Source organism: Duganella rivi (genome assembly GCF_009857435.1).
GTDB classification, from domain to species: Bacteria; Pseudomonadota; Gammaproteobacteria; order Burkholderiales; family Burkholderiaceae_D; genus Rugamonas; species Rugamonas rivi.
Genome location: NZ_WWCK01000002.1, coordinates 782,299 through 801,863 on the forward strand (window position 1 = coordinate 782,299; position 19,565 = coordinate 801,863).

Annotated in this window: 18 protein-coding genes; 8 read left to right on the top strand and 10 right to left on the bottom strand. The window is 63.3% G+C overall.

Annotated features, from left to right (window positions below; genetic code table 11):
- Window positions 1-158 precede the first annotated feature (158 nt).
- From GTP45_RS08080 to GTP45_RS08095, 4 genes are read left to right on the top strand one after another with little or no spacing between them, the layout of a single operon-like run.
- Window positions 159-422, top strand: coding sequence for a XapX domain-containing protein (locus tag GTP45_RS08080; RefSeq protein ID WP_166454552.1), 264 nt, complete (start codon window positions 159-161; stop codon window positions 420-422).
- Complete coding sequence (locus GTP45_RS08085; RefSeq protein ID WP_161013328.1) at window positions 422-2,344, top strand: amidohydrolase; 1,923 nt, start codon at window positions 422-424, stop codon at window positions 2,342-2,344. The genes GTP45_RS08080 and GTP45_RS08085 overlap by 1 nt, the downstream gene beginning before the upstream one ends.
- Window positions 2,341-2,766 carry a DoxX family protein gene (locus GTP45_RS08090; RefSeq protein WP_217363319.1) on the top strand — a complete coding sequence of 142 codons (426 nt, stop codon included), beginning with the start codon at window positions 2,341-2,343 and terminating at the stop codon, window positions 2,764-2,766. The genes GTP45_RS08085 and GTP45_RS08090 overlap by 4 nt, the downstream gene beginning before the upstream one ends.
- A complete protein-coding gene (locus GTP45_RS08095; protein WP_161013329.1) occupies window positions 2,753-3,409 on the top strand; it encodes a YoaK family protein in 657 nt (218 codons plus the stop codon). The genes GTP45_RS08090 and GTP45_RS08095 overlap by 14 nt, the downstream gene beginning before the upstream one ends.
- Here GTP45_RS08095 and GTP45_RS08100 read toward each other — a convergent pair.
- Together GTP45_RS08100 and GTP45_RS08105 are read right to left on the bottom strand one after the other, a co-directional pair.
- Window positions 3,406-4,029 carry a response regulator transcription factor gene (locus GTP45_RS08100; RefSeq protein WP_229258374.1) on the bottom strand — a complete coding sequence of 208 codons (624 nt, stop codon included), beginning with the start codon at window positions 4,027-4,029 and terminating at the stop codon, window positions 3,406-3,408. The two genes, GTP45_RS08095 and GTP45_RS08100, sit on opposite strands and share 4 nt — an antisense overlap.
- Before the next feature lie 44 nt (window positions 4,030-4,073).
- Window positions 4,074-5,012, bottom strand: a complete 939-nt coding sequence (locus GTP45_RS08105; protein ID WP_161013331.1) for an MBL fold metallo-hydrolase — start codon at window positions 5,010-5,012, stop codon at window positions 4,074-4,076.
- A 117-nt stretch (window positions 5,013-5,129) separates the two neighbouring features.
- Here GTP45_RS08105 and GTP45_RS08110 point away from each other — a divergent pair, with 117 nt between their 5' ends.
- On the top strand, window positions 5,130-6,104 hold the full coding sequence (locus GTP45_RS08110; RefSeq protein ID WP_229258375.1) for a LysR family transcriptional regulator: 975 nt from the start codon (window positions 5,130-5,132) through the stop codon (window positions 6,102-6,104).
- A 24-nt stretch (window positions 6,105-6,128) separates the two neighbouring features.
- Here GTP45_RS08110 and GTP45_RS08115 read toward each other — a convergent pair whose 3' ends face one another.
- The 4 genes from GTP45_RS08115 to GTP45_RS08130 form a co-directional block, all read right to left on the bottom strand.
- The gene (locus GTP45_RS08115) at window positions 6,129-7,061 is read right to left on the bottom strand and encodes a tetratricopeptide repeat protein (protein WP_161013332.1); all 933 of its coding nucleotides are present in this window, start codon (window positions 7,059-7,061) and stop codon (window positions 6,129-6,131) included.
- 43 nt (window positions 7,062-7,104) lie between these two features.
- Window positions 7,105-8,364 carry a D-amino acid dehydrogenase gene (locus tag GTP45_RS08120; protein WP_161013333.1) on the bottom strand — a complete coding sequence of 420 codons (1,260 nt, stop codon included), beginning with the start codon at window positions 8,362-8,364 and terminating at the stop codon, window positions 7,105-7,107.
- Window positions 8,365-8,412: 48 nt separating this feature from the next.
- On the bottom strand, window positions 8,413-10,248 hold the full coding sequence (locus tag GTP45_RS08125) for a DUF885 domain-containing protein (protein ID WP_161013334.1): 1,836 nt from the start codon (window positions 10,246-10,248) through the stop codon (window positions 8,413-8,415).
- A gap of 68 nt (window positions 10,249-10,316) precedes the next feature.
- Window positions 10,317-11,819 carry an FAD-dependent monooxygenase gene (locus GTP45_RS08130; RefSeq protein WP_161013335.1) on the bottom strand — a complete coding sequence of 501 codons (1,503 nt, stop codon included), beginning with the start codon at window positions 11,817-11,819 and terminating at the stop codon, window positions 10,317-10,319.
- A gap of 107 nt (window positions 11,820-11,926) precedes the next feature.
- Here GTP45_RS08130 and bla point away from each other — a divergent pair, with 107 nt between their 5' ends.
- The 3 genes from bla to GTP45_RS08145 are packed head-to-tail and all read left to right on the top strand — an operon-like array spanning window position 11,927 to window position 13,502.
- Window positions 11,927-12,808, top strand: a complete 882-nt coding sequence (gene bla, locus GTP45_RS08135) for a class A beta-lactamase (protein WP_161013336.1) — start codon at window positions 11,927-11,929, stop codon at window positions 12,806-12,808.
- Complete coding sequence (locus GTP45_RS08140; protein ID WP_161013337.1) at window positions 12,805-13,023, top strand: DUF7661 family protein; 219 nt, start codon at window positions 12,805-12,807, stop codon at window positions 13,021-13,023. The genes bla and GTP45_RS08140 overlap by 4 nt, the downstream gene beginning before the upstream one ends.
- The gene (locus GTP45_RS08145) at window positions 13,020-13,502 is read left to right on the top strand and encodes a GNAT family N-acetyltransferase (protein WP_161013338.1); all 483 of its coding nucleotides are present in this window, start codon (window positions 13,020-13,022) and stop codon (window positions 13,500-13,502) included. Before GTP45_RS08140 ends, GTP45_RS08145 begins: the two co-directional genes overlap by 4 nt.
- Window positions 13,503-13,628: 126 nt before the next feature.
- Here GTP45_RS08145 and GTP45_RS08150 read toward each other — a convergent pair whose 3' ends face one another.
- The 4 genes from GTP45_RS08150 to GTP45_RS08165 are packed head-to-tail and all read right to left on the bottom strand — an operon-like array spanning window position 13,629 to window position 19,531.
- A complete protein-coding gene (locus GTP45_RS08150) occupies window positions 13,629-14,213 on the bottom strand; it encodes a YdeI/OmpD-associated family protein (protein WP_161013339.1) in 585 nt (194 codons plus the stop codon).
- 10 nt (window positions 14,214-14,223) lie between these two features.
- Entirely contained in the window at window positions 14,224-14,940 is a 717-nt protein-coding gene (locus GTP45_RS08155; RefSeq protein ID WP_161013340.1) for a polysaccharide deacetylase family protein, read from the bottom strand.
- Window positions 14,937-15,518: a 4'-phosphopantetheinyl transferase family protein gene (locus GTP45_RS08160; RefSeq protein ID WP_161013341.1), complete on the bottom strand. Its 582-nt coding sequence runs from the start codon at window positions 15,516-15,518 to the stop codon at window positions 14,937-14,939. The genes GTP45_RS08155 and GTP45_RS08160 overlap by 4 nt, the downstream gene beginning before the upstream one ends.
- Window positions 15,515-19,531: a Pls/PosA family non-ribosomal peptide synthetase gene (locus GTP45_RS08165; protein WP_161013342.1), complete on the bottom strand. Its 4,017-nt coding sequence runs from the start codon at window positions 19,529-19,531 to the stop codon at window positions 15,515-15,517. Before GTP45_RS08165 ends, GTP45_RS08160 begins: the two co-directional genes overlap by 4 nt.
- Window positions 19,532-19,565 lie beyond the last annotated feature (34 nt).

Consider the following 19,565-nt stretch of genomic DNA (forward strand, 5'->3'; position numbering starts at 1 on the left):
CGGGTGGGAGGGCGGATGTGGCGATTTTAGCACCTATTCAAGCGCAAGTTGAGATCCCCCAAAAGGAAGGGGCAAACACGATCAATCCCGGTGATGTGTGAAACCGACAGTCTCTCTACACTGTGCGCACGATTTACTTACTGGAGCTATGCTAAATCATGAAAATGTATATCGTGTCGGTGGCCGTCGGCCTGCTGGTCGGCCTAATCTACGGATTTCTGAACGTACGTTCGCCGGCGCCGCCGGTGATAGCGCTGGTCGGCCTGCTGGGCATGCTGGTGGGCGAGCAGCTGCCGCCGCTGCTGCGCCAGCTGTGGCAGCCGGACGCCCCCAAGGTGTCGTGGATCGAAGACCACGTCAAGCCGCATTGTTTCGGCCAACTGCCATCCGCGCAGAAGTCCGATGAAACTAGGAGTAGCTAATGTCGCAAACAACCCCTGACCTGATTCTGCATCGCGGTTTATTCACCACGCTGGACCGCAGCAATCCCCACGCCGAAGCTGTCGCCATCAAGGACGGCAAATTCACCCACGTCGGCCGTGCCGACGAGATCATGGCGCTGGCCGGCCCGCAAACCCAGGTTATCGACCTGAAAGGCAAGCGCGTGCTGCCAGGCCTGATCGACAACCATTGCCACATCATTCGCGGCGGTTTGAATTTCAACCTCGAGCTGCGCTGGGACGGCGTGCGCTCGCTGGCCGACGCCATGGCCATGCTGAAGGCGCAAGTGGCGATCACGCCGGCGCCGCAATGGGTGCGCGTGGTCGGCGGTTTCACCGAACACCAATTTGCCGAAAAACGCTTGCCGACTATCGAGGAACTGAACGCGGTGGCGCCGGATACGCCGGTGTTCATCCTGCACCTGTACGACCGCGCGCTGCTGAACGGCGCCGCGCTGCGCGCCGTCGGCTACACGAAGGACACGCCGGAGCCGCAAGGCGGCCAAATCCTGCGCGACGGCTCGGGCAATCCAACCGGCCTGCTGCTGGCCAAGCCGAATGCGTCGATCCTGTATTCGACCTTGTCGAAAGGCCCGAAACTGCCGCTGGAATACCAGGTCAACTCGACCCGCCACTTCATGCGCGAGCTGAATCGCCTCGGCGTGACCGGCGTGATCGATGCCGGCGGCGGCTTCCAGAACTACCCGGAAGACTACCAGGTGATCCAGCAGCTGGCCGACGCCAAGCAGCTGACCATCCGCATGGCCTACAACCTGTTCACGCAAAAGCCCAAGCAGGAAAAGGAAGACTTCCTGAACTGGACGCAAAGCGTGAAGTACCAGCAGGGCGACGACTATTTCCGCCACAACGGCGCGGGCGAGATGTTGACTTTCTCGGCGGCCGACTTTGAAGACTTCCGCCAGCCGCGTCCCGACATGCCGGAATCGATGGAAGACGATCTGGAAGGCGTGGTGCGCGTACTGGCGCAGAACCGCTGGCCATGGCGCATGCACGCCACTTACGACGAAACCATCAGCCGCGCGCTGGACGTGTTCGAGCGCGTGAACCAGGACATTCCGCTGGAAGGCTTGAACTGGTTCTTCGACCACGCAGAGACCATCTCTGACCGTTCGATCGACCGCATCGCCGCGCTGGGCGGCGGCGTCGCCGTGCAGCACCGCATGGCGTATCAAGGCGAATACTTCATCGAGCGTTACGGCCACGGCGCGGCCGAGGCCACGCCGCCGGTCAAGAAGATTCTCGAGGCGGGCGTGAAAACCTCGGCCGGCACCGACGCCACCCGTGTGGCTTCGTACAATCCGTGGGTATCGCTGGCCTGGCTGATCACCGGCAAAACCGTGGGCGGCGCACAGCTCTACCCGCGCGCCAATTGCCTCGACCGCGAAGCCGCGCTGCGCATGTGGACTGAGAACACCACCTGGTTCTCCAACGAAGAAGGCAAGAAGGGCCGCATCCAGGTGGGCCAGCTGGCCGACATGATTGTGCCGGACAAGGACTTCTTCGCCTGCGCCGAAAGCGAAATCTGGGATATGACTTCCGACCTGACCATCGTCGGCGGCAAAGTGGTGTACGCGGCTGGCGCTTTCGCCAGCCACGACACGCTGCCGCCGCCGGCCATGCCGGATTGGTCGCCGGTGCGCCGTTTCGGCGGCTACGCCGGCTGGGGCGAGAAGCAGGGCACCAGCCGCGCCGCGCTCAAGGAACTGGAGAAGCGCCAATTGCAGCAAAAGCGCGAGCGTGAGCAACAGGCCGCGGCCTGCGGCTGCGCCAACAACTGCAATGTGCACGGCCACCAGCACGCCAACGCGTGGGGCAGCAAGCTGCCAACCTCGGATCTCAAGAGCTTCTGGGGTGCGCTGGGCTGCGCCTGCTGGGCGGTATGATGCGCGCGCCGGCGATTGCAACTGCCGCGGCGCGCGCGCCGTGGATACGCTCGGTGTGTTTGCTGCTGCTGTGCGCCGCCTATCTGCAGGGCGGCATCAACAAGCTGACCGACTTCAATGCGGCCATCGGCGAGATGCAGCATTTCGGCCTGTCGCCGGCGGCGCCGCTGGCGGCGCTGGTGATTGCGCTGGAGCTGGGCGCTTCGGTAGCCATCCTCACCGGCTTCTATCGCTGGCTGGGCGCGGGCTTCCTCGGCGTGTTCACGCTGGCGGCCACCTTCGTGGCTAACCGCTACTGGGAGATGTCCGGCATGGAGCGCTTTGCGGCGGCTAACAGTTTTTACGAGCATCTCGGCTTGACCGGCGCTTTCCTGCTGGTGGCGTGGCTCGATTTACAAAAGGGTAGTAATGGAACGCGGTGATATCAAACAAGGCGTGGCGCTGGGCTTCCTGGCCGGCTACGTGGACACGCTGGGCTTTGTGGGTTTGTTCGGCCTGTTCACGGCCCACGTCACAGGTAACTTTGTCTTGATCGGCCGCGCCTTGATCGAGCCTTCGCAAGCGATCGGCATCAAGCTGATGGTGTTCCCGGTGTTTATCCTGTTCGTGGCCTTGGCGCGGCTGGCGATCCTGCACTGGGAGCGCAGCGGCGGCAAGACTTTGCGCAACAGCTTCCTGTTCCAGCTATTCGTGATGCTGGCGACGGTGCTGTGCGCGTGGCAGGCCGCGCCGGTGGTGGAAGCGTCGGCGCCACTGACGCTGCTTACCGGTTCGCTGTGCGCCGGTGCGATGGCGGTGCAAAACGCTTACGGCAAGCTGCTGCTGGGGAAGGCTGCGGCCACCACCGTCATGACCGGTAACGTGACCACGCTGGTGATCGAGATGGTCGATTCGCTGCGCGGCGATAAGGAGGCGATCGGCCGCTGCAAGAAGCTGGCATGGCCGGTGTTCGCGTTCGCCGCTGGCTGCATGAGCGGCGGCGTGGCGTTTGTGCTGGCTGGCTTCCACGGCTTGCTGCTGCCGTGTGTCTTGCTGGCTGGCCTGGCTTTTACAGCAAAGGATTAAATCGTAATAATCCCGCGCTTCAGGGCGATCGTCACCGCGTGGGTGCGGTCGTTCGCGGCCAGCTTGGCCAGCACATTCTTCATGTGGGCCTTGACGGTTTCCTCGGAAATCGACAGGCGCTCCGCGATGCGGCGATTGGAATGCCCACTCGCCGCATAATTCAACACCTCCATCTCGCGTGAACTCAACGGGCCCTGGCCCATGTGCTGGGCCAATTCCATCGCGATCTCCGGCGGGATGCGGCGCTGGCCGATATGGACACCGCGCACGGTGTCCAGTAAATCCTTGCGCAGGGTGCTCTTTAAAAGGAAGCCCGCCGCGCCGGCTTGCACCGCGCGCAGAATCTGCGCATCGCCCTTGTAAGTGGTGAGCATAACAACGCGCGCGTTGTTATGCTCGCGCCGTATCTCCTGCAAAGCTGTCACGCCGTCTATCTCCGGCATGGCGATATCCATGATGGTGACGTCGGGCCGCAGCTCGTTGAAAGCGGCTATGGCCTCGCGGCCGTCGCAAGCCTCTCCCACCACGCACATATCGCTTTGCGTGGAGATGGCTTCGGTGAGACCTGCGCGCAGCAGCGGGTGGTCGTCTACAACGAGAACCGAGATGGGAGAGGGCATGGTACTCATATGGCAAATTTTCACAATGTTCGCTGACACGAAACTTACTGGCGCAGTTGGCTATACGCGACAGGCACCCACTGATAGCCCTTGCCATTGCTGCGCAAATGGCCTAGGCCAGGGAACGACAGGTGGGCTACGCCGACCAGCGTGCCATCCTTGGCCACGGCCTGGAATACCTTGGCGCGGGCGGCGGCAGCGGCCTTGGCGTCGCTGTCGAAACCAATGGTCACTTCCGGGTGGTCGAACTGCACCGCGCCGACGTGGATCAGGTCACCGAGCAGCACCAGCTTTTTGCCCTTGCTCTCCACCGTGTAGATAGTGTGGCCCGGCGTGTGGCCGTAGCTCGAGGTGGCGCGGATGCCCGGCGCCAGTTCGGTGTCGCCGCTGAATGGCTTCAGGTGCTGGTTCGCTGCGTATGGCGACAGCGAGACCATCGCGCCCTGGAAGAAGCCCTTGCTGTCGGCCGGCGCTGTATCTTGATTCGCCTGGCTCAGCCAAAAATCGGTATCGCGTTGATCGGCGCGCACCACGGCATTCGGGAATACCGCTTGCGCATTGGCTGCGAGGCCGCCCACGTGGTCTGGATGCAGGTGGGTCAAATAAATTTCATCGATCTGCTCCGGCTGATAGCCAGAGGCCTTGATGTTGGCGGCCAGCTTGCCGAGGGTAGGGCCGAACAGGCCGCCGGCGCCGGCGTCCACCAAGATTAATTTGCTGCCGGTGTTGATCAGGAAGCCATTGACCGAGGTCTCGGTCGGCACGGTCTGGAAGTTGCGCGCCAGCGCTTTGGTGGTGACGTCCGCTGGTTCATGCAGCAGTTTGTCCATCGGCAGGTCAACGGTGCCGTCGCTGACGGCGGTCACTTCAAAGTCGCCCAGCATGATGCGGTGGAAACCGGGAGCGTTGGTGCCGGCCAGCGGGGCGGCGGCGAAAGCCGGTGCTGCAACGGCGAGTGCGGCAAACAAAGGTGAAAATTTCATTCTGGCGTCCTTAACAATTCATCGATAAGACGAAGTATGCTGCTTTGCAAAAAATGGCACAATATGCAAAAAGGCAAATAGTCTTTGCGTGTAATGCAAAGATGTGTTGACGAGGAAATGATGATTGACGCTTTGAAATGCTTGGTAACGGTAGTTGAACTCGGGAGCTTGTCGCGGGCGGCGGTGCAGCTGGAAATGGCGGTGTCGTCCGTGTCGCGCAAGATCGATGCGCTGGAGGAGGATTTGGGCGCGCGCTTGCTGCTGCGTAGCAGTAGGCAGCTCATCGTGACCGATGCTGGCGAACGCTTTCTGCCACGCGCGCGCAATATTCTGGCCGAACTGGCCGAGGGCAGAAGCGCGGTGCAGGAGCTGGACACCGAGCCGCGTGGCCTGCTGACGGTGACCGCGCCGGCTGCCTTCGGCCGCTTGCATGTGGCGCCGGCGATTGCGAGCTTTTTACAGCGCCATCCAATGATCGAGGTTGATCTGCATGTCAGCGACGACGTGGTGGATTTGTCGGCGCGGCGCGTCGACGTGGCGGTGCGCGCCGGCGTGCTGCCGGCCAGCGACCTGGTGGCGACCCGGCTGGCGGGCATGAACCGTGTGGTCAGCGCCAGTCCGGCGTATCTGGAGCGCCATGGCTGGCCTAAGTCGCCGGAAGACCTGCTCAATCACGAATGCCTGACAGTGAACGGTCGCGTGCCGCCGCGCGGCTGGTGGCGCTTTGAAGGAGTGAATGGCTACCAGCCCTTGCCGGTAAAGGGGCGCTTGCGCTGCGACGATACCGACTCGCTGCTGCACGCTGCCATCAGCGGTGCGGGCATTGTGCATCTGGCGAACTGGCTGGCTAGTGACGCCATCGTGGCTGGGCAGCTGGTGCCGGTGTTCCCGATGCTGCCGGTGGAGCGCGACACTGCAAGCGTGCGCCTCGATCCGAACGAGCCGGCAATCCACGCGGTGCACATGCCGGGCAGGTCGAACCAAGCCAAGTCGCAGCTATTGATACGTCATTTGAAGGAGTATTTCGGTAGCCCGCCGTATTGGGACGCGGCGATGGAAGCTGCGGGGGCGGGCGAGCGCCGCGCCCCGTGAGGTATTGCGTCTAGCGCGCCGGGATCAGTCCCAGTCGCCGCCACCGCCGCTATCGCCACCGCCGCTGCCGCCATCGTCCCAGCCGCCGCTGGTGCCGAAGTCGTTGCCGCCCATGTCGTCGCGGCGCAGCAGCTCATCGCGCTGTGACGGATCGTCGTAGACGATGTCGTTGCGCTGCTGGTCATGATTGCCCGAGCTGGAGTCATGGCCGCCGGTGAATTGGCGTGCCAGCGCTTCACCCGCCACGATACCCGCACCAACCGCTGCACCAGTGGCTAAGCCGCCCATGATGCGCGAGCCCATGCCCGATTGCGCTGGCTGTGGATAGCCTTGCTGGCCCCAACCCGCTTGACCATAACCTGGCTGGCCCTGTTGTGGATAGCCGCCAGGAGGATAGCCGGGCGCCGCGCCCGGATTGTAGGCTGCTGGGTTATAGCCATCGCCATTGATCTGCTGCTGTTGGCGGCGCTGCATGAAACGCGTCGCCAGCCAGATAAAGCCGGCCAGGCCCGCGCCAATAATCAGGATGCCGCCCCACGAAAAGCCGCTGCTCTGCGGTGCAGCGTTCGAGTAGCTGCCATTGGCGTTGCTGTGGCGCGCCGGCTGCTGCGAATAGTTCGTTTTCTGGCCTTCCGCCAGCAGCGTTTTCAGCTTGGCGACTGCTTCCGGCTTGACCTTCGGCAGACCGGGAGAAAGCTGTTCAGCTTTAGCCAGCGACGCTTGCGCAGCGACGAACTGGCCTTGCTTGGCCTGCAGCTCGGCTTCGACGAAATACGCGGTGGCGCTGTTCGGGTGCGCTTTCAGCACCTGATCCATCATCGTTTGCGCTTCTGCATATTTGCCCGCTTCGGCGGCCACGTAGACGTCGTGGATGGTCGGCTCGGCGGCAAATACAGGGGCTGCGAACGCCAAGGCGCCAGCCAGCATGGTGATACGTGCAATAGATTGTGCCGTCATGTCTGATACCTCCTAGTGAAGACAGGCCCTAGATGAAGGTAGTTTAGGCTAATTTCAAGGGCACGGTCGTGCGTTGCAGCACAGAGTCGCGTGAGGCGGCGATGCTGGCTGCCACCATATCGGCAGTGGCGGCGCATAAAGTCCAGCCCAGGTGGCCGTGACCGGTGTTATAGAACACGCCCGGGGCTTTGCCGCGGCCCACGCGCGGCATCAAATCCGGCATCATCGGACGCAGGCCGGCCCACGGCGTGATGCTGCGCGTACTGACGTCTGGGAAGTTATGCTGCACCCAGGCGGTCAGCGGTGCGATGCGGTCGGCGCGAATGTCGCGGTTATAGCCGTGGAACTCGGCAGTGCCGGCCACCCGCAGGCGCTTGCCGCCCAAGCGGCTGCACACCAGCTTTACGGTGTCGTCCACCAGGCTGACTTGCGGCGCGGCCGCCTGGCTGGCCGCGTCGTCCAAGTGCACGGTGACCGAATAGCCTTTGACCGGATAGACATTCACGTCGTCGCCGACTTGCGCCGCCAGATTGCGGCTGGCGGCGCCGGCGCAAATCACTACCGCATCGTAGTCCGTGGTGTCGGCGCTGTCGCCTTGCAGCACCGTGATGCTGACGCCATCATCGCTGGCGCTGAGCTGCACTACCTCTTGATTGAAGCGCAGCTGCGCGCCGAGGCGCTGCGCGGCTTGTGCGAGGCCCGTGGTGAATTTGTGGATGTCGCCACTGCTATCGCTCTCGGTGTAATGGCCGCCGTAGTATTGGCCTTGCAGCGCCGGCTCAATCGCGCGCATCTCATCCGGCGTAACGGCGCGGCGCGGCACGCCGCCGCGTTCCAGCAGCTTGCTGACGGCGACTGCATGCTCGAACTCCTGGCGGTCGCGGTGCAGATGCAGGATGCCTTGGCGTTTCAGGTCGAATTCAATCCTTTCCTCATCCGCCCATGCGAACAGATGCTCGCGCGCGGCAACCGCCATGCGGGCGAGGGCGATGGTGTTGTCGTGATACTGCGGCATGGCGCCGATAAACTCAGCAAACCATGACAGCTTGTGCCACGTCGGATGGGCGTGCACCAGCAGCGGCGCATCGCTGCGCAGCATCCATTGCAGAGCCCTGGCGATGGTGGCGCGGTGGTTCCAGACCTCGGCATTGGAGGCCGACAGCTGGCCGCCGTTGGCATAGGAGGTTTCCATGGCCGCGTAACGATGGCGTTCCAGCAGGGTGACGGCGAAGCCGCGCTTGGCGAGGGCATAGGCGGTAGTCACCCCGGTGACTCCGCCGCCGATAATGGCGATGGTTTTCATGATTTACATAACAAGCTTACAAGAAAATCATCGCCGTATAAACGACTTTTACGCTTTCTGTTGTTTAGTGATGTACCGGTCGATCACGGTCGGCAGAACAGTCAGCGGTACGCCGCAGCTGGTCACCAGCGCGTCATTGAAACCGGCGAGATCGAATTTACCGCCCAGCGCCGCCTTGGCGCGTTCGCGCTGGCGCAGGATTTCGTTGTGGCCCATCTTGTAGCCGCAGGCCTGGCCCGGCGATACCGTGTAGCGATCGATCTCGCTGGTCATGGCGAGCTGGCCACGGCCGGTGTTCTCGACCAGGAAGCGGATCGCTTGTTCGCGCGTCCACTTCATGGCGTGCATGCCGGTGTCCACCACCAGGCGGCAAGCGCGGAATTGCTGCGCCTGGAGGTAGCCGATCTGGCTGAATGGATCGTTGGCGTACAGGCCGAATTCATCGACCAGCTGTTCCGCATACAGCGCCCAGCCTTCGATGAAGGCGTTGAAGCCGATCAGCGAAGAGATCAGCGGCAGCTGGTCGTGATGCTCGGCCAGGTAAGCCCCTTGCCATGCGTGGCCAGGCAGGCCTTCGTGCGCGGTCAGGGTGGCGATTTCCGATTTCGGCCACAGCGTGGTCGATTTCAGGTTGATGTAGTAGATGGCCGGGCGCGAGCCATCCAGCGAGGCGAAGTTCATGTAACCGAGCGGCGCGCCGGCTTCAATATCGATCGGCACGCGCTTGATTTGCAGCGGCACTTTCAGATCGAGGTGCGAGATTTGCGGCATCAGCTTGCGCACCGCTTGTACGCGCTCGTTGCAGTAGGCGATCAGCTCTTCGCGGCCCTTGTCGTTATCGGCGTAGAAGCGCTGCGGGTCTTTCGACAATGCCAGCAGGCGTTGGCCCACCGTGCCCTTGGTGATGCCTTGCTTTTTCAGGATGGCGTCGATGCGCGCTTGCAACTGCTTGTTCTGCTCAAGGCCGATGGCGTGGATCTCTTTGGCGCTGCGCGTGGTCGAGGTGCCGAGGCGCAGCGCCCACTCGTAGTAAGCCGCGCCGTCCGGCAGGCGGTGCACGCCTGCCACGCTGGTGGCCTTGGCCGAGGCCTTGCTAAAGGCGGCGATCTGGCGTTCCAGCGCCGGATAGACCGAGCCTTCCACCAGCTTCAGTGCGCGCGCCTGCCAGTCGCCGGCGATGTTTTGCTTGTGCGTGCGCTCGGTGATCGAGGTCACCAGCTTTTGCTCTGCGGCGGCGGTCTTGCGGAAGTCCTGCAACTGGCCAAGCGCGGTGTGGCAGATGAAGTCCGGCGGCATGATGCCTTTGCCGGCTTGTTCGACGATGCGGGCGGTCTCTTGATCAAGCATCCTGGCCATGCCGGCCAGGCGTTCGATGTAGGCTTCGGCGTCGGCGGTGTTATTAATCTGGTGCTGCGAATCGAGGAATTCTGGAATGCGGGTCAGCGCGCCGTCTTGCTGCGTGACGGGGAAGGGCGCGGTGCCGCCATTGAAGCCGCTGGCCGCGCCGCCGAACGGGAAGCGCAGACCGGCAATGCCCGATTCGGCCGCGTAGGCGATGGTGTCGTAGCGGGTTTGCGCATCGGCGCCCAAGGCCGAGCGGTCAACGGCGCGCAGGCGGGTGTGGATCGATTTGACTTCGGCCGCCCATGCGTCATCGCCGGCCGGCGACAGGTCTTCCAGCTGCGACTTCAGTGCGGCGCGCGCGCCTTTGTCGAGGCCAAGGCCGGTGGCGCTGGTTGGCGACAGGCGCAGGACTTCTTCCGCGATATCGTCCAGCAGCTTGGAGAAATTGGCGTCGGCGCTCGAGGCGTTCGCCCACGACAGGCCGGGAACGGCGGTGGCGGACAGGGTGGCCAGTAAGAAGTCGCGGCGGGAGTAAGTCATGGCAGTCATCGATGAGAGTCAGCGGGAGGCTGACCTTAGCGTGTCACTCGATCGGATGTCAATGGCATTTAGTTATCTCGACTGTATCGTAATGTAAAGCGGGCGGTGAGCGCTTGCAGCACGTCGATTTCCTGGCGCGGCAGGGCGAGGGCGACGTGCATGTCGGGGCGGATTAAATAGGCCGCGTCTTGCAGCAGGCCGGCGTGGGCGGCGTCTTCGCTCCACGGCCATGCGTGCAGCGGCAGTCGTAAGGCTTGCGCGGCGGCGGCCAGCAGCGGATCGACGTGGCCGTAGACGTGCAGCTGCCAATCCAGCGACTGCAAGGCGCTGAAATTATCGGGCACCCAGGGCAGGCGGTCGCCGCCAATGACCTCACCGGCACGGCCGCCGCTGAGCGGGCTGTCGGGATAATGAACCAGCACTTGCGAGAGGGTCTTGAACAGTGTGCGTCTTGCAGCGGCAAAGCCGCTCAGCACCGGGAACACGTGCGGCAGCAGCCAGCTACGCAGCAGTTGTCCGCCCGTCCCCTGGGAGACGATCAACTGGAAGGCGCGGTCGGTGGTAATCACCAGCTTACGCGCGAAGACGATGCGTTCGGCCTCGTAGGTGTCGAGCAGCGCGGCGCTGGCGCGGCCTTGCAGCACGTGCGCCAGTTTCCATGCGAGGTTGACGGCGTCGCCGATGCCGGTGTTCATTCCTTGGCCGCCGGCCGGGCTGTGAATGTGGGCCGCGTCGCCGGACAGGAAGCAGCGCCCGGAGCGGAAGTGCGACGCCACGCGGTGATGCACGCGGTAGGTGGAGAACCAGTTCACGTGTTCCACCTGTATGCCCAGCAGCGGCTCCAGGATTGGGCGCACGGATTCAAAATTCGCGTCGGGCGACACGCCGTCCGGCATGATGCCGATCAGGCGCTGCATGCCGCGCGAGCGCACCGGCAGCATCAGCGCGAAGGTGTTGGCGGCAAGGTGTGCGACCAGGTCTTGATTGGGCGGGCCGGCGGTCTGCACGTCGGCCACGTAGTAAAGGTGATCGTAGGTGCCGCCGGTGAAATCCAGTTTGAGCGATTCGCGCACGCGGCTGCGGGCGCCGTCGCAGCCGCACAAATAGGTGCTGCTACAGGCGTGGCGTTCACCGTCCTTTTCGAGCACGGCGCGCACGCCCCATTCGTCCTGCGTGAAGGATTCCAGCTCGGTGTTCCATTCAACTTCCACGCCTTCGGCCTTGAGCTGGGCTACCAGCAGGCGTTCGTGATCGTCCTGCGGGAAGGCCAGCACGAAGGGATAGGGACTGAGGCCGGCGCCGATGTCTTTCAACGGCAGCAGCGCAATGTCCTCGCCGTGTTCGCGCAGGTGGATGGCTTCTATCTTGATGCCCTGGTTGACCACCACCTCGGCAAAGCCCAATTGACGGTAGAACTCCAGCGTGCGCGCATGAACTGCCATTGCGCGCGAAGCCTCACCGGGGCCGCTGTTTTTGTCGATGATGCGGACAATGACACCCCGTCTTGCCAACGCAATGGCAAGCACCAAGCCGGTAGGGCCGGCGCCCACGATGAGTACTTGAGTCGCCATAAAAACAGTCTACAACCAAGGCAAAAAGCGGTGCGCGCAATAGTGAGCAAAATTCCCGACGCGCTGGTATGATGTGTTTATGTTTATTTAACTGTTATTCGTAGCCGATGAGCCATTTCACAACCCGTCGCGCGCTGATGCTGGCGCTGGTCTCCACTCCCTTGGCCCGCGCAGCGGATTTGCTGGATCAGGCGCCGGCCGCCACGCCCTTGTCGCCGACGGCGCTGCTGGCGCGGTTGGAGAAGGAGTCGGGCGGGCGTCTCGGTGTGGCGGCCTTGAATACAGCCGATGGCCGCTTGGTGCTGCATCGCGCCGACGAGCGCTTCCCGTTTTGCAGCACCTTCAAAATGATGCTGTCGGCGGCGATATTGGCGCGCGAACCGTCGCTGCTGAAAAAACGCATCCAGTATGAGAAGAGTGACCTCGTGCCGCACTCGCCGATCACGGGCAAGCGACTAGCGGAGGGCATGACCGTGGCCGAGTTGTGCGAGGCGACGCTGCAAATCAGCGATAACGCGGCCGCCAATCTGCTGATGAAGCAGATCGGCGGCCCTGCGGCGGTAACGGCATATGCGCGTTCGATCGGCGATACCGAATTCCGTCTTGAGCGCTGGGAGACCGAGTTGAACACCGCCATTCCCGGTGACGTGCGCGACACCACCACGCCGCTGGCGATGGCGAAGTCGCTGCAAAAGCTGGTGCTGGGCGACGCCTTGCCGGCGGCGCAGCGCAAGCAGCTTAAAGATTGGATGCTGGGGAATCCCACTGGCGCGACCCGCATCCGCGCAGGCGTGCCGTCCGGCTGGCCGGTGGCTGACAAAACCGGCGCTGGCGATTACGGCACCGTCAACGACATCGCCGTCATCTGGCCGCCGGGGAAAGCGCCGATCGTGCTGGCGGTGTACCTTACGCAGCCCAACAAGGACGACAAATCGCGTCCCGACATTCACGGCGAAGTGGCGAAGGTCGTAATCGAAGCGTTCAAATGAAAGAACTGAAATTTAAAATCTTCGGCGCCTACATTTTGGTGACCGGAGCGCCGGGAGCATGGCGCGCCTACTACTTCGGCGCCGAGGGCAAGCGCCGTCCGGCCGACTTCATCATCCCTGGCGACGTCGCGGAGCAGGATCTGTGCGAGTACCTTTCCGATCTATTCCACGAAGACGCCACGCCGCGTAACAACACAGCGCTGCAACTCCCATGACGATATGCCGCTATACGACGGAAGAGGACTGGGAAGAACTCAAGCGCATCCGCCTGGCCGCTTTGCTCGACGCGCCGACCGCATTTGGCGTGAGCCACGCCAGCGCAGCGGCGTACACGGACGAGGCCTGGCGCGACCGCGCGGCGGGACGCGGGCCGGCGCGCTACATCCTGGCTTTTGAAGGCGACACTGCGGTAGGCATTGTGGCCCACGTGCCGGATGCGAACCGGGAACTGAACCTCATTGCGATGTGGGTTTCGCCAAGGCAGCGCGGTACGCCGACTGCTAGCCGGTTGGTAGGTGTAGTCAAGGCTCACGGCAAGGCCGAGGGCCACTCCCGCATCCTACTCGACGTGGCTCCCGCCAACCAACGCGCGGTCGCGTTCTACCAAAACCAAGGCTTTGTCTTCCTTCCCGAATGGGAACCCCTCGAAAGCCACCCCCACATCCTGGTTCAAAAAATGGCATTCAAGGTTTAGCGGGTTTCAGGGGGCGGCCTTTCTGCTGAATGTGCCGGAATTGTTTACCCCGCACTGCGGCGCACAGGGGTCTGACCCCGTACGGGGTCAGACCCCAAACTTTTGGGGTGGCTATGCGGCTCAATCTTAGTCATCCAGACCCTTGCCCGCTAGGATGCGCTGGACGTTTTTCTCGATGCGGGATTCGCGGGTCTTGGCCTGCTTGGCCGACGAGAAGTGCAGCAGGTAGGCGCGCTGGCGGCCCGGTGTAAGTTCTTCGAAGGCGGTGCGCAGGGCCGGGACATCGTCCATCTTGCGCTCCAGCTCTTCAGGGAAGGAGAACTCGGTAGTCTTTTTCATCTCAACCTTGGCGCCGGACTTTTCCAGCGCGATGGCATCCTTGATGTAGCTCTTCAAGACCTTTTCCTGCCTGCTGATTTCAGCCACGCCCTTGAAGCGGATCTGGCGCGCGGCTTGCACGTTCTCGGTTTGCTGGATCAGCAGGTTCTTCGGATCCTGCATCAACGCACCCTTGAAGAACAGCAGCGCGCAGTATTCCTTGAAGCCGTGCATCAGCACCACGTTGTGACCATCCAGCGTGTAGCAAGGCTGGCCCCATTTGAAGTCTTCGGTCAAATCGCCGTTGCTGGAAATGATGGCGCGCAGGGCGCTGAATTCTTCGCGCCAGTTCTTGGTACGCTCAAGGAAGGCGTCTACTTTATCTGTGCTCATGCTGCCCCTCTCATTCCCATTCAAGGTGGACGACCTTGTAGCCTTTGTCTTTGAGGACTTGCAGCAGCGTCGGCAAGGCCTTGGCGGTAGGGCCGTTCGCGTCGTGCATCAGGATGATACCGCTGCCCGCTTTATCGAGGCTGTTCTTTAGACGCTCCGCGAGGATGGCGGTGGTGTCTTCCGGAATCCAGTCGTTGATGGCAAGGTCGATCGAGGCGACGGTGATGTTGGCTTCCTTGAGGGCGGCCAGCAGGGTTGGCGTCTCTTCGAGGAAGGGGAAGCGGTAGGCTGGCGTTTCGATGCCGAAGACCTCTTTGTAGGCGGCGCGGCTGCGCTTGAGGTCTTCCAGTTGCTGTTCAACGGTGAGCGTTGCCAGGTGCGGGTGAGTATCGCTGTGGATGCCGGCCGAGTGGCCTTCGCGAACTACGCGCTTGGCCAATTCGGTGTTCTGCGCGATCTGCTGGCCGATCATGAAGAAGGTCGCCTTGGCGCATTGGTCGGACAGCGCTTTCAGTACCAGCGGCGTGTTTTCCGGCGATGGGCCGTCGTCGAAGGTGAGGACTACTTCGCCTTTGGCTAGCGGCAGCGCGGCGTGCTGGTTGGTGCCGTATAGGGCCCCTTCGCGTTTCAGGGTGAGGGTGCGGGAGGTGTTCAGTTTATCCGGGCCGCAGCCTGCGGCGCTGGCGGTTCCTGCAAGTGCTGCCAGTATCAATGCGAGTACTTTCATGCGCTTCTGTCTCCGATGTGTATATGCCCCAGCAGGCCGGCGACCGGCAGGGCCAGTGAGATGGACTGGCCGGGAAGGTCGCTCTGCCATTCGCTGATTTGTTGTGCATGGCATTTTAACGCGGCTTCGCGTTGTGTCCACGCTTGTGTGAAGGCGTGTGGGCGGTCGGGGGCAGCCAGCAGCGCGGCGGTGACGGCTGGGCCGAGGTAGTCGCGGGCGACGGCCTGCCAGTCCGGGATGTCTTGGACGTGCATTAGGTCTGCACCGATCGGGCCTTGCAGGTTGAAGGCGGCGAGCGCGTAGTCGCCGTCGTGGCTGAAGGAGCAGCCGATCAGGCTTTCAGGGCCAGCCAGCAGAATACGTGGCGGCGCGCCGGGCATGGAGGTGATGCTGACATCGGCGATGGGCCGGCGTAGCACGGCGGCTAGCGCCTCGCGCGCGGCAAGGCGAATCTGGCGGCGGGCGGCATCGCGCTGGGCATCGGGCGACCGGACGGTGGTTCGGATCAGGATTGCGAACAGGCCGTCCTGCGGCGCCGGCGCGGGGCCGGGCCAAGGCTGAACGGCCAGTGTGTTCATGCGCGCGACGGCGCGGCGGGGCAGCCGGCCCAGTTGCCATTGGCCGGGATGGTCTCGCCTTTCATCACCAGCGTGAGCGGGCCAAGGCGCGCGTTGTCGCCGACGGCGGCGCTGTACAGCACCGCCGCGCGTGGCCCCATGTAGACGCGCTCTCCGATCACCACCTGATCGATCTTCATCACGCGATCCTCAAACAAGTGCGTCTGCGGGCAGGTGAGGGCATTGAGTTCGCTGTTGTCGCCGATTTGTACGCAATCGAATTCGGTGATGTCGGTGGTGTCCATATAGACGCCTTTGCCGATGCGGCAGCCCAGCACATTAAACGCCAGCGGCAACCACGGCGTGCCGCGCAGGTAGCGCATGAAATTCGGCACGGCGATGCCTTCGTAAAGATTGGTGACGCCTTCCGACAGCCACACAAACGGCGTCCACATCGGCTCCGATTGTTTGCGATAGCGGCCGATCAGCAGCCACTTGAGCAGCACCACGAACACGTAGTTGCCCACGCCGTAGACCAAACCGGCCAGCGTCAAATCCCAAATCACTTCGCCCCAGCGTCCCGCACCAGCCGCCGGCATCACCGCCAGCACCAGCGTGTAGCCGACCGCGATCACCAATGCATGCGGCGCGACGATGCGGAAGGCTTCAATCAAGCCGCGGCCCAGGCGGCGCAGAGGCGATGGGTGGAAGGTCAGCCACTCTGGGTAGCCGCTGGTCTGCTCGCGCGCCGGCAGGTTGATTGGCGGGGAGCCGAGCCACGTATCGCCGCTGTTCATCTGCGCGTTGTCCGGTGCGCGCGAGTGCACGCCGATCAGCACATGCTCCGGCAGCACGGTGCCGTCCGGGATGTAGGCGCCGTTGCCGACGAAGCTGCGATGCGAGATTACAGTTGGCTTCATCACCATCCAGCCGCCGTCGATTTCTTCGTCGCCCAGCATGACGGCATCGGCGATGAAGGTTTCGTCGCCGAGGGTCAGCATGTCCGGCACCACGCCCAGCGCGGTGGAGATTTCGGCGTCTTTCCCGACCTTCGCGCCGAGCAGTCGATACCAGTACGGCGCAAACACGGTGGCGTAAATGCCGTGCAAAACGTTGAGGCTCGATTCCTGTATCTGGCTCACCAGCCATTTTGCGCAGTAGGTATTGCCGTGCACCGGGAACTGACCCGGTTTCAAGCGCGGCAGCGCGCTCCAGCGGATGCCTGCCGATACCAGCGCGGTCAGGATAATCAGCACGGCGCTGGCAGGGAAGGCCAGCAGGAAGTAGCGCAGCAGGCGGATGCGCATGTCGTCGCCTTGGATCCACGGCAGCCAGCCTGCTTCGTCGAACCAGTCGATCAGGACGAAGCTTGGGAATACCGGCATGAAGAACAGCGTCACGACCAGCAGGATGCCGAAGATGAAGAACAGTGCTTCGGCGGTGCGGCGCGCGGCCGTTACCGGAGGGCGCGGCGGCAGTTTGTTTTCAAACGCGCCGGCATCGCGCGCCGGGGAGCCTGACCACACGCGGCCTGCGGGCACTACGCCGCCATCGGCCAGCGCCGACTGGCCTTCGAGGTGGCCGAGTGCTTCAACGCGCGTATTGCCTTCCATGATGGCGAAAGAGCTGACGCAGGCGTCCTTTTCCAGCGTGATCTGTCCGAGGTGGAGCTGTCCACGTTCGACGCGGGCGTTTTCAAAATTGACGGCATTGCCGATGCTGACTTGGTCGCCGATATACAGCAAGTCCGGCGCGCGCAGGGTCATCGAACCGATGGTGACTTCTTTGCCGATTTTCGCGCCGAGCGCGCGTAGCCACCATGCGTTCAATGATGAACCGCTAAGCAGATAGGCGGGGGCGGCTTCCACCAGGCGGTCGGCCAGCCACCAGCGGTAGTAGGTCAAGCCCCACAGCGGATAGACGCCGGCTTTCAAACGGCCGGCGATCAGCCATTTGCCGGCGATGGCGATGGCGAATTCGCCGACGGTCGCCAGCAGGAAGACGCCGACCGAGGCGGCGATGGCGCGCGCCACCGAGTCGCCCGGGTCGCCGGTGAAGAAGTGGTAGGTGAAGAAGGGCGCCAGCCACTGCGCCATGCGCAGCGTGACCAGCGGCGGCATGGCCGCTGCCTGGGCGATGCCGCAGATCCAGCGTTTGAGCGTGGACGGCGGTGTCCAGTCTTGTTCTTCCCTGCTGCTGCCTGCGGCTTCGCCCAGCGCTTGGGCGATCTTGCCGATCTGGCGCTGCTGGTAGATGTCGCGCACGGTGACGTGGGCGTAGCGCGGATCGGCACGCAGCGCGGACGCCAGGCGGGCGGCGAAGAAGGAGTGGCCGCCCAAATCGGTGAAGAAGTCGGCGTTGCGCTGGATGGCCTGGCCGGGGAATAGCTTGGCCAGTGCCGCGAACAGGGCTTCTTCGGCTGGTGTTTCGGGCAGGTCGGAGTCCTCGGCGCTGCCGGCTGGCGGTGCACTCAGTGGGGTCGCCTTCAGTGTCTTGCGGTCGATTTTGCCGGAGGTCAGGCGCGGCATGGCGTCCAGCATTTCGTAGCGGCCGGGAACCATGTAGGGTGGCAGCTTGGCGGCGAGGGCGGTGCGCAGTTCGCGTGGATCGGGTGCGGCGGCTTCCGGCACGATGTAGGCGACCAGTTGGTCGATGCCATCGTCTTTGCGCAGCAGGACAGCGACGGTGCCCACGCCGGCTTGTTGCGCCAGCAGGGCTTCGATTTCGCCCAGTTCTACGCGGAAGCCGCGGATTTTAACTTGGTCGTCGGCGCGGCCGAGGCATACCACTTCGCCGTCGACGCCGATGCGGGCAAGGTCGCCGGTGCGGTACAGGCGCGCGTCGTGTGCGCCGGCAGACCATGGATTGTTCAGGAACTTCTCTGCCGTGAGGTCGGGGTGGCCGAGATAACCGGCGGCGAGTCCGGGGCCGGTGATGCACAACTCGCCGACCTCGCCGCGCGGCAGCAGGCGCAGGCCTTGCTCGACGTTGGCGTCGATGACCAGCAGGCCGTAGTTGGGTAGCGGCGTGCCGATCGTCACTGGCTGGCCCGGTTGCAGGCGCGCGAGGCTGGCGGAGACGGTGGCTTCGGTTGGGCCGTAGGTATTGAACATCTGCCGGCCTTCGCGCGACCAGCGCTGCACCAGCGACTCCGGGCAGGCCTCGCCGCCGAGGTTAATCAAGCGCAGGCTCGGCACCTCTTGATTGAATAAGGCCAGCAGCGTCGGCACCGCGTGCAGCACGGTCACGCCGTTCTGCTCCAGCATGCGCGGCAGCGTTTCAGGATCGCCGCTGATTTCCTTCGGCCCAATCCATAGCGTGGCGCCGGCCAGGTAGGCAATCCAAATCTCTTCAAACGACATATCGAAGGCTACCGAGAAGCCGTGGTAAACCTTGTCGCCGCCATGCACGCCCAGCACCGCGTTTTCACTGCGCAGGAAATGGCAGATGCTGCGCTGGGTGATCAGGATCCCTTTCGGCTTGCCGGTCGAGCCGGAGGTGTAAATCACATATGCCGGAACGTCCGGCGACACAGCACCGCGACGCGCCAGCACTTCGCCGGCAGCAGCCGGTGCAAGCAGCGCCTCCGCCGTCCACACGCCACGGCCGCTGGCCGCGATATCGGCCAAGCGTGGCGCAAACGCGGCGCAAGTGAGCACGCCGACGCCGTCCGCGTCATCAAGACAAACCTGCAAGCGCTCAACCGGCGTATCTTCATCCACCGGCAGCCACGCGGCGCCGGCTTTGGCGATGCCGGCTTGCAGCACCAGCAGCTCAATTCCGCGCGGCAGCCACAGGCCGACAATCTGGCCCGGTTGCACGCCGGCCGCGATCAAGCGCGCCGCCACCAAATCTGCCTGCGCATTCAATTCACCGTAAGTCAGCGCGCGGTCGCCGAAGATCAGCGCCACTTGATCGGGATTACGCGCGGCGCTGGCTTCCAGCAAATCGGCCAGGATCTCCTCGCGCAGCAAATCCTCCTGCTGAGGGCCGAAAAGAAGATCTGGGTTGGATGGTGTTACAGGTTGAGTCATGCTGAAACTAAGTGTGGTGTCAGGGCGCCATTGT

Excerpts from the sequence above, each read along its gene's own strand:
- GTP45_RS08100 (WP_229258374.1), bottom strand. The coding sequence starts at position 4,029 with ATGCCCTCTCCCATCTCGGTTCTCGTTGTAGACGACCACCCGCTGCTG.
- GTP45_RS08115 (WP_161013332.1), bottom strand. The coding sequence starts at position 7,061 with ATGACGGCACAATCTATTGCACGTATCACCATGCTGGCTGGCGCCTTG.
- GTP45_RS08120 (WP_161013333.1), bottom strand. The coding sequence starts at position 8,364 with ATGAAAACCATCGCCATTATCGGCGGCGGAGTCACCGGGGTGACTACC.
- GTP45_RS08150 (WP_161013339.1), bottom strand. The coding sequence starts at position 14,213 with ATGAGCACAGATAAAGTAGACGCCTTCCTTGAGCGTACCAAGAACTGG.
- GTP45_RS08105 (WP_161013331.1), bottom strand. The coding sequence starts at position 5,012 with ATGAAATTTTCACCTTTGTTTGCCGCACTCGCCGTTGCAGCACCGGCT.
- GTP45_RS08090 (WP_217363319.1), top strand. The coding sequence starts at position 2,341 with ATGATGCGCGCGCCGGCGATTGCAACTGCCGCGGCGCGCGCGCCGTGG.
- GTP45_RS08130 (WP_161013335.1), bottom strand. The coding sequence starts at position 11,819 with ATGGCGACTCAAGTACTCATCGTGGGCGCCGGCCCTACCGGCTTGGTG.
- GTP45_RS08145 (WP_161013338.1), top strand. The coding sequence starts at position 13,020 with ATGACGATATGCCGCTATACGACGGAAGAGGACTGGGAAGAACTCAAG.
- GTP45_RS08165 (WP_161013342.1), bottom strand. The coding sequence starts at position 19,531 with ATGACTCAACCTGTAACACCATCCAACCCAGATCTTCTTTTCGGCCCT.
- GTP45_RS08095 (WP_161013329.1), top strand. The coding sequence starts at position 2,753 with ATGGAACGCGGTGATATCAAACAAGGCGTGGCGCTGGGCTTCCTGGCC.
- GTP45_RS08140 (WP_161013337.1), top strand. The coding sequence starts at position 12,805 with ATGAAAGAACTGAAATTTAAAATCTTCGGCGCCTACATTTTGGTGACC.
- GTP45_RS08160 (WP_161013341.1), bottom strand. The coding sequence starts at position 15,518 with ATGAACACACTGGCCGTTCAGCCTTGGCCCGGCCCCGCGCCGGCGCCG.
- GTP45_RS08085 (WP_161013328.1), top strand. The coding sequence starts at position 422 with ATGTCGCAAACAACCCCTGACCTGATTCTGCATCGCGGTTTATTCACC.
- GTP45_RS08080 (WP_166454552.1), top strand. The coding sequence starts at position 159 with ATGAAAATGTATATCGTGTCGGTGGCCGTCGGCCTGCTGGTCGGCCTA.
- GTP45_RS08110 (WP_229258375.1), top strand. The coding sequence starts at position 5,130 with ATGATGATTGACGCTTTGAAATGCTTGGTAACGGTAGTTGAACTCGGG.
- GTP45_RS08125 (WP_161013334.1), bottom strand. The coding sequence starts at position 10,248 with ATGACTTACTCCCGCCGCGACTTCTTACTGGCCACCCTGTCCGCCACC.
- GTP45_RS08155 (WP_161013340.1), bottom strand. The coding sequence starts at position 14,940 with ATGAAAGTACTCGCATTGATACTGGCAGCACTTGCAGGAACCGCCAGC.
- bla (WP_161013336.1), top strand. The coding sequence starts at position 11,927 with ATGAGCCATTTCACAACCCGTCGCGCGCTGATGCTGGCGCTGGTCTCC.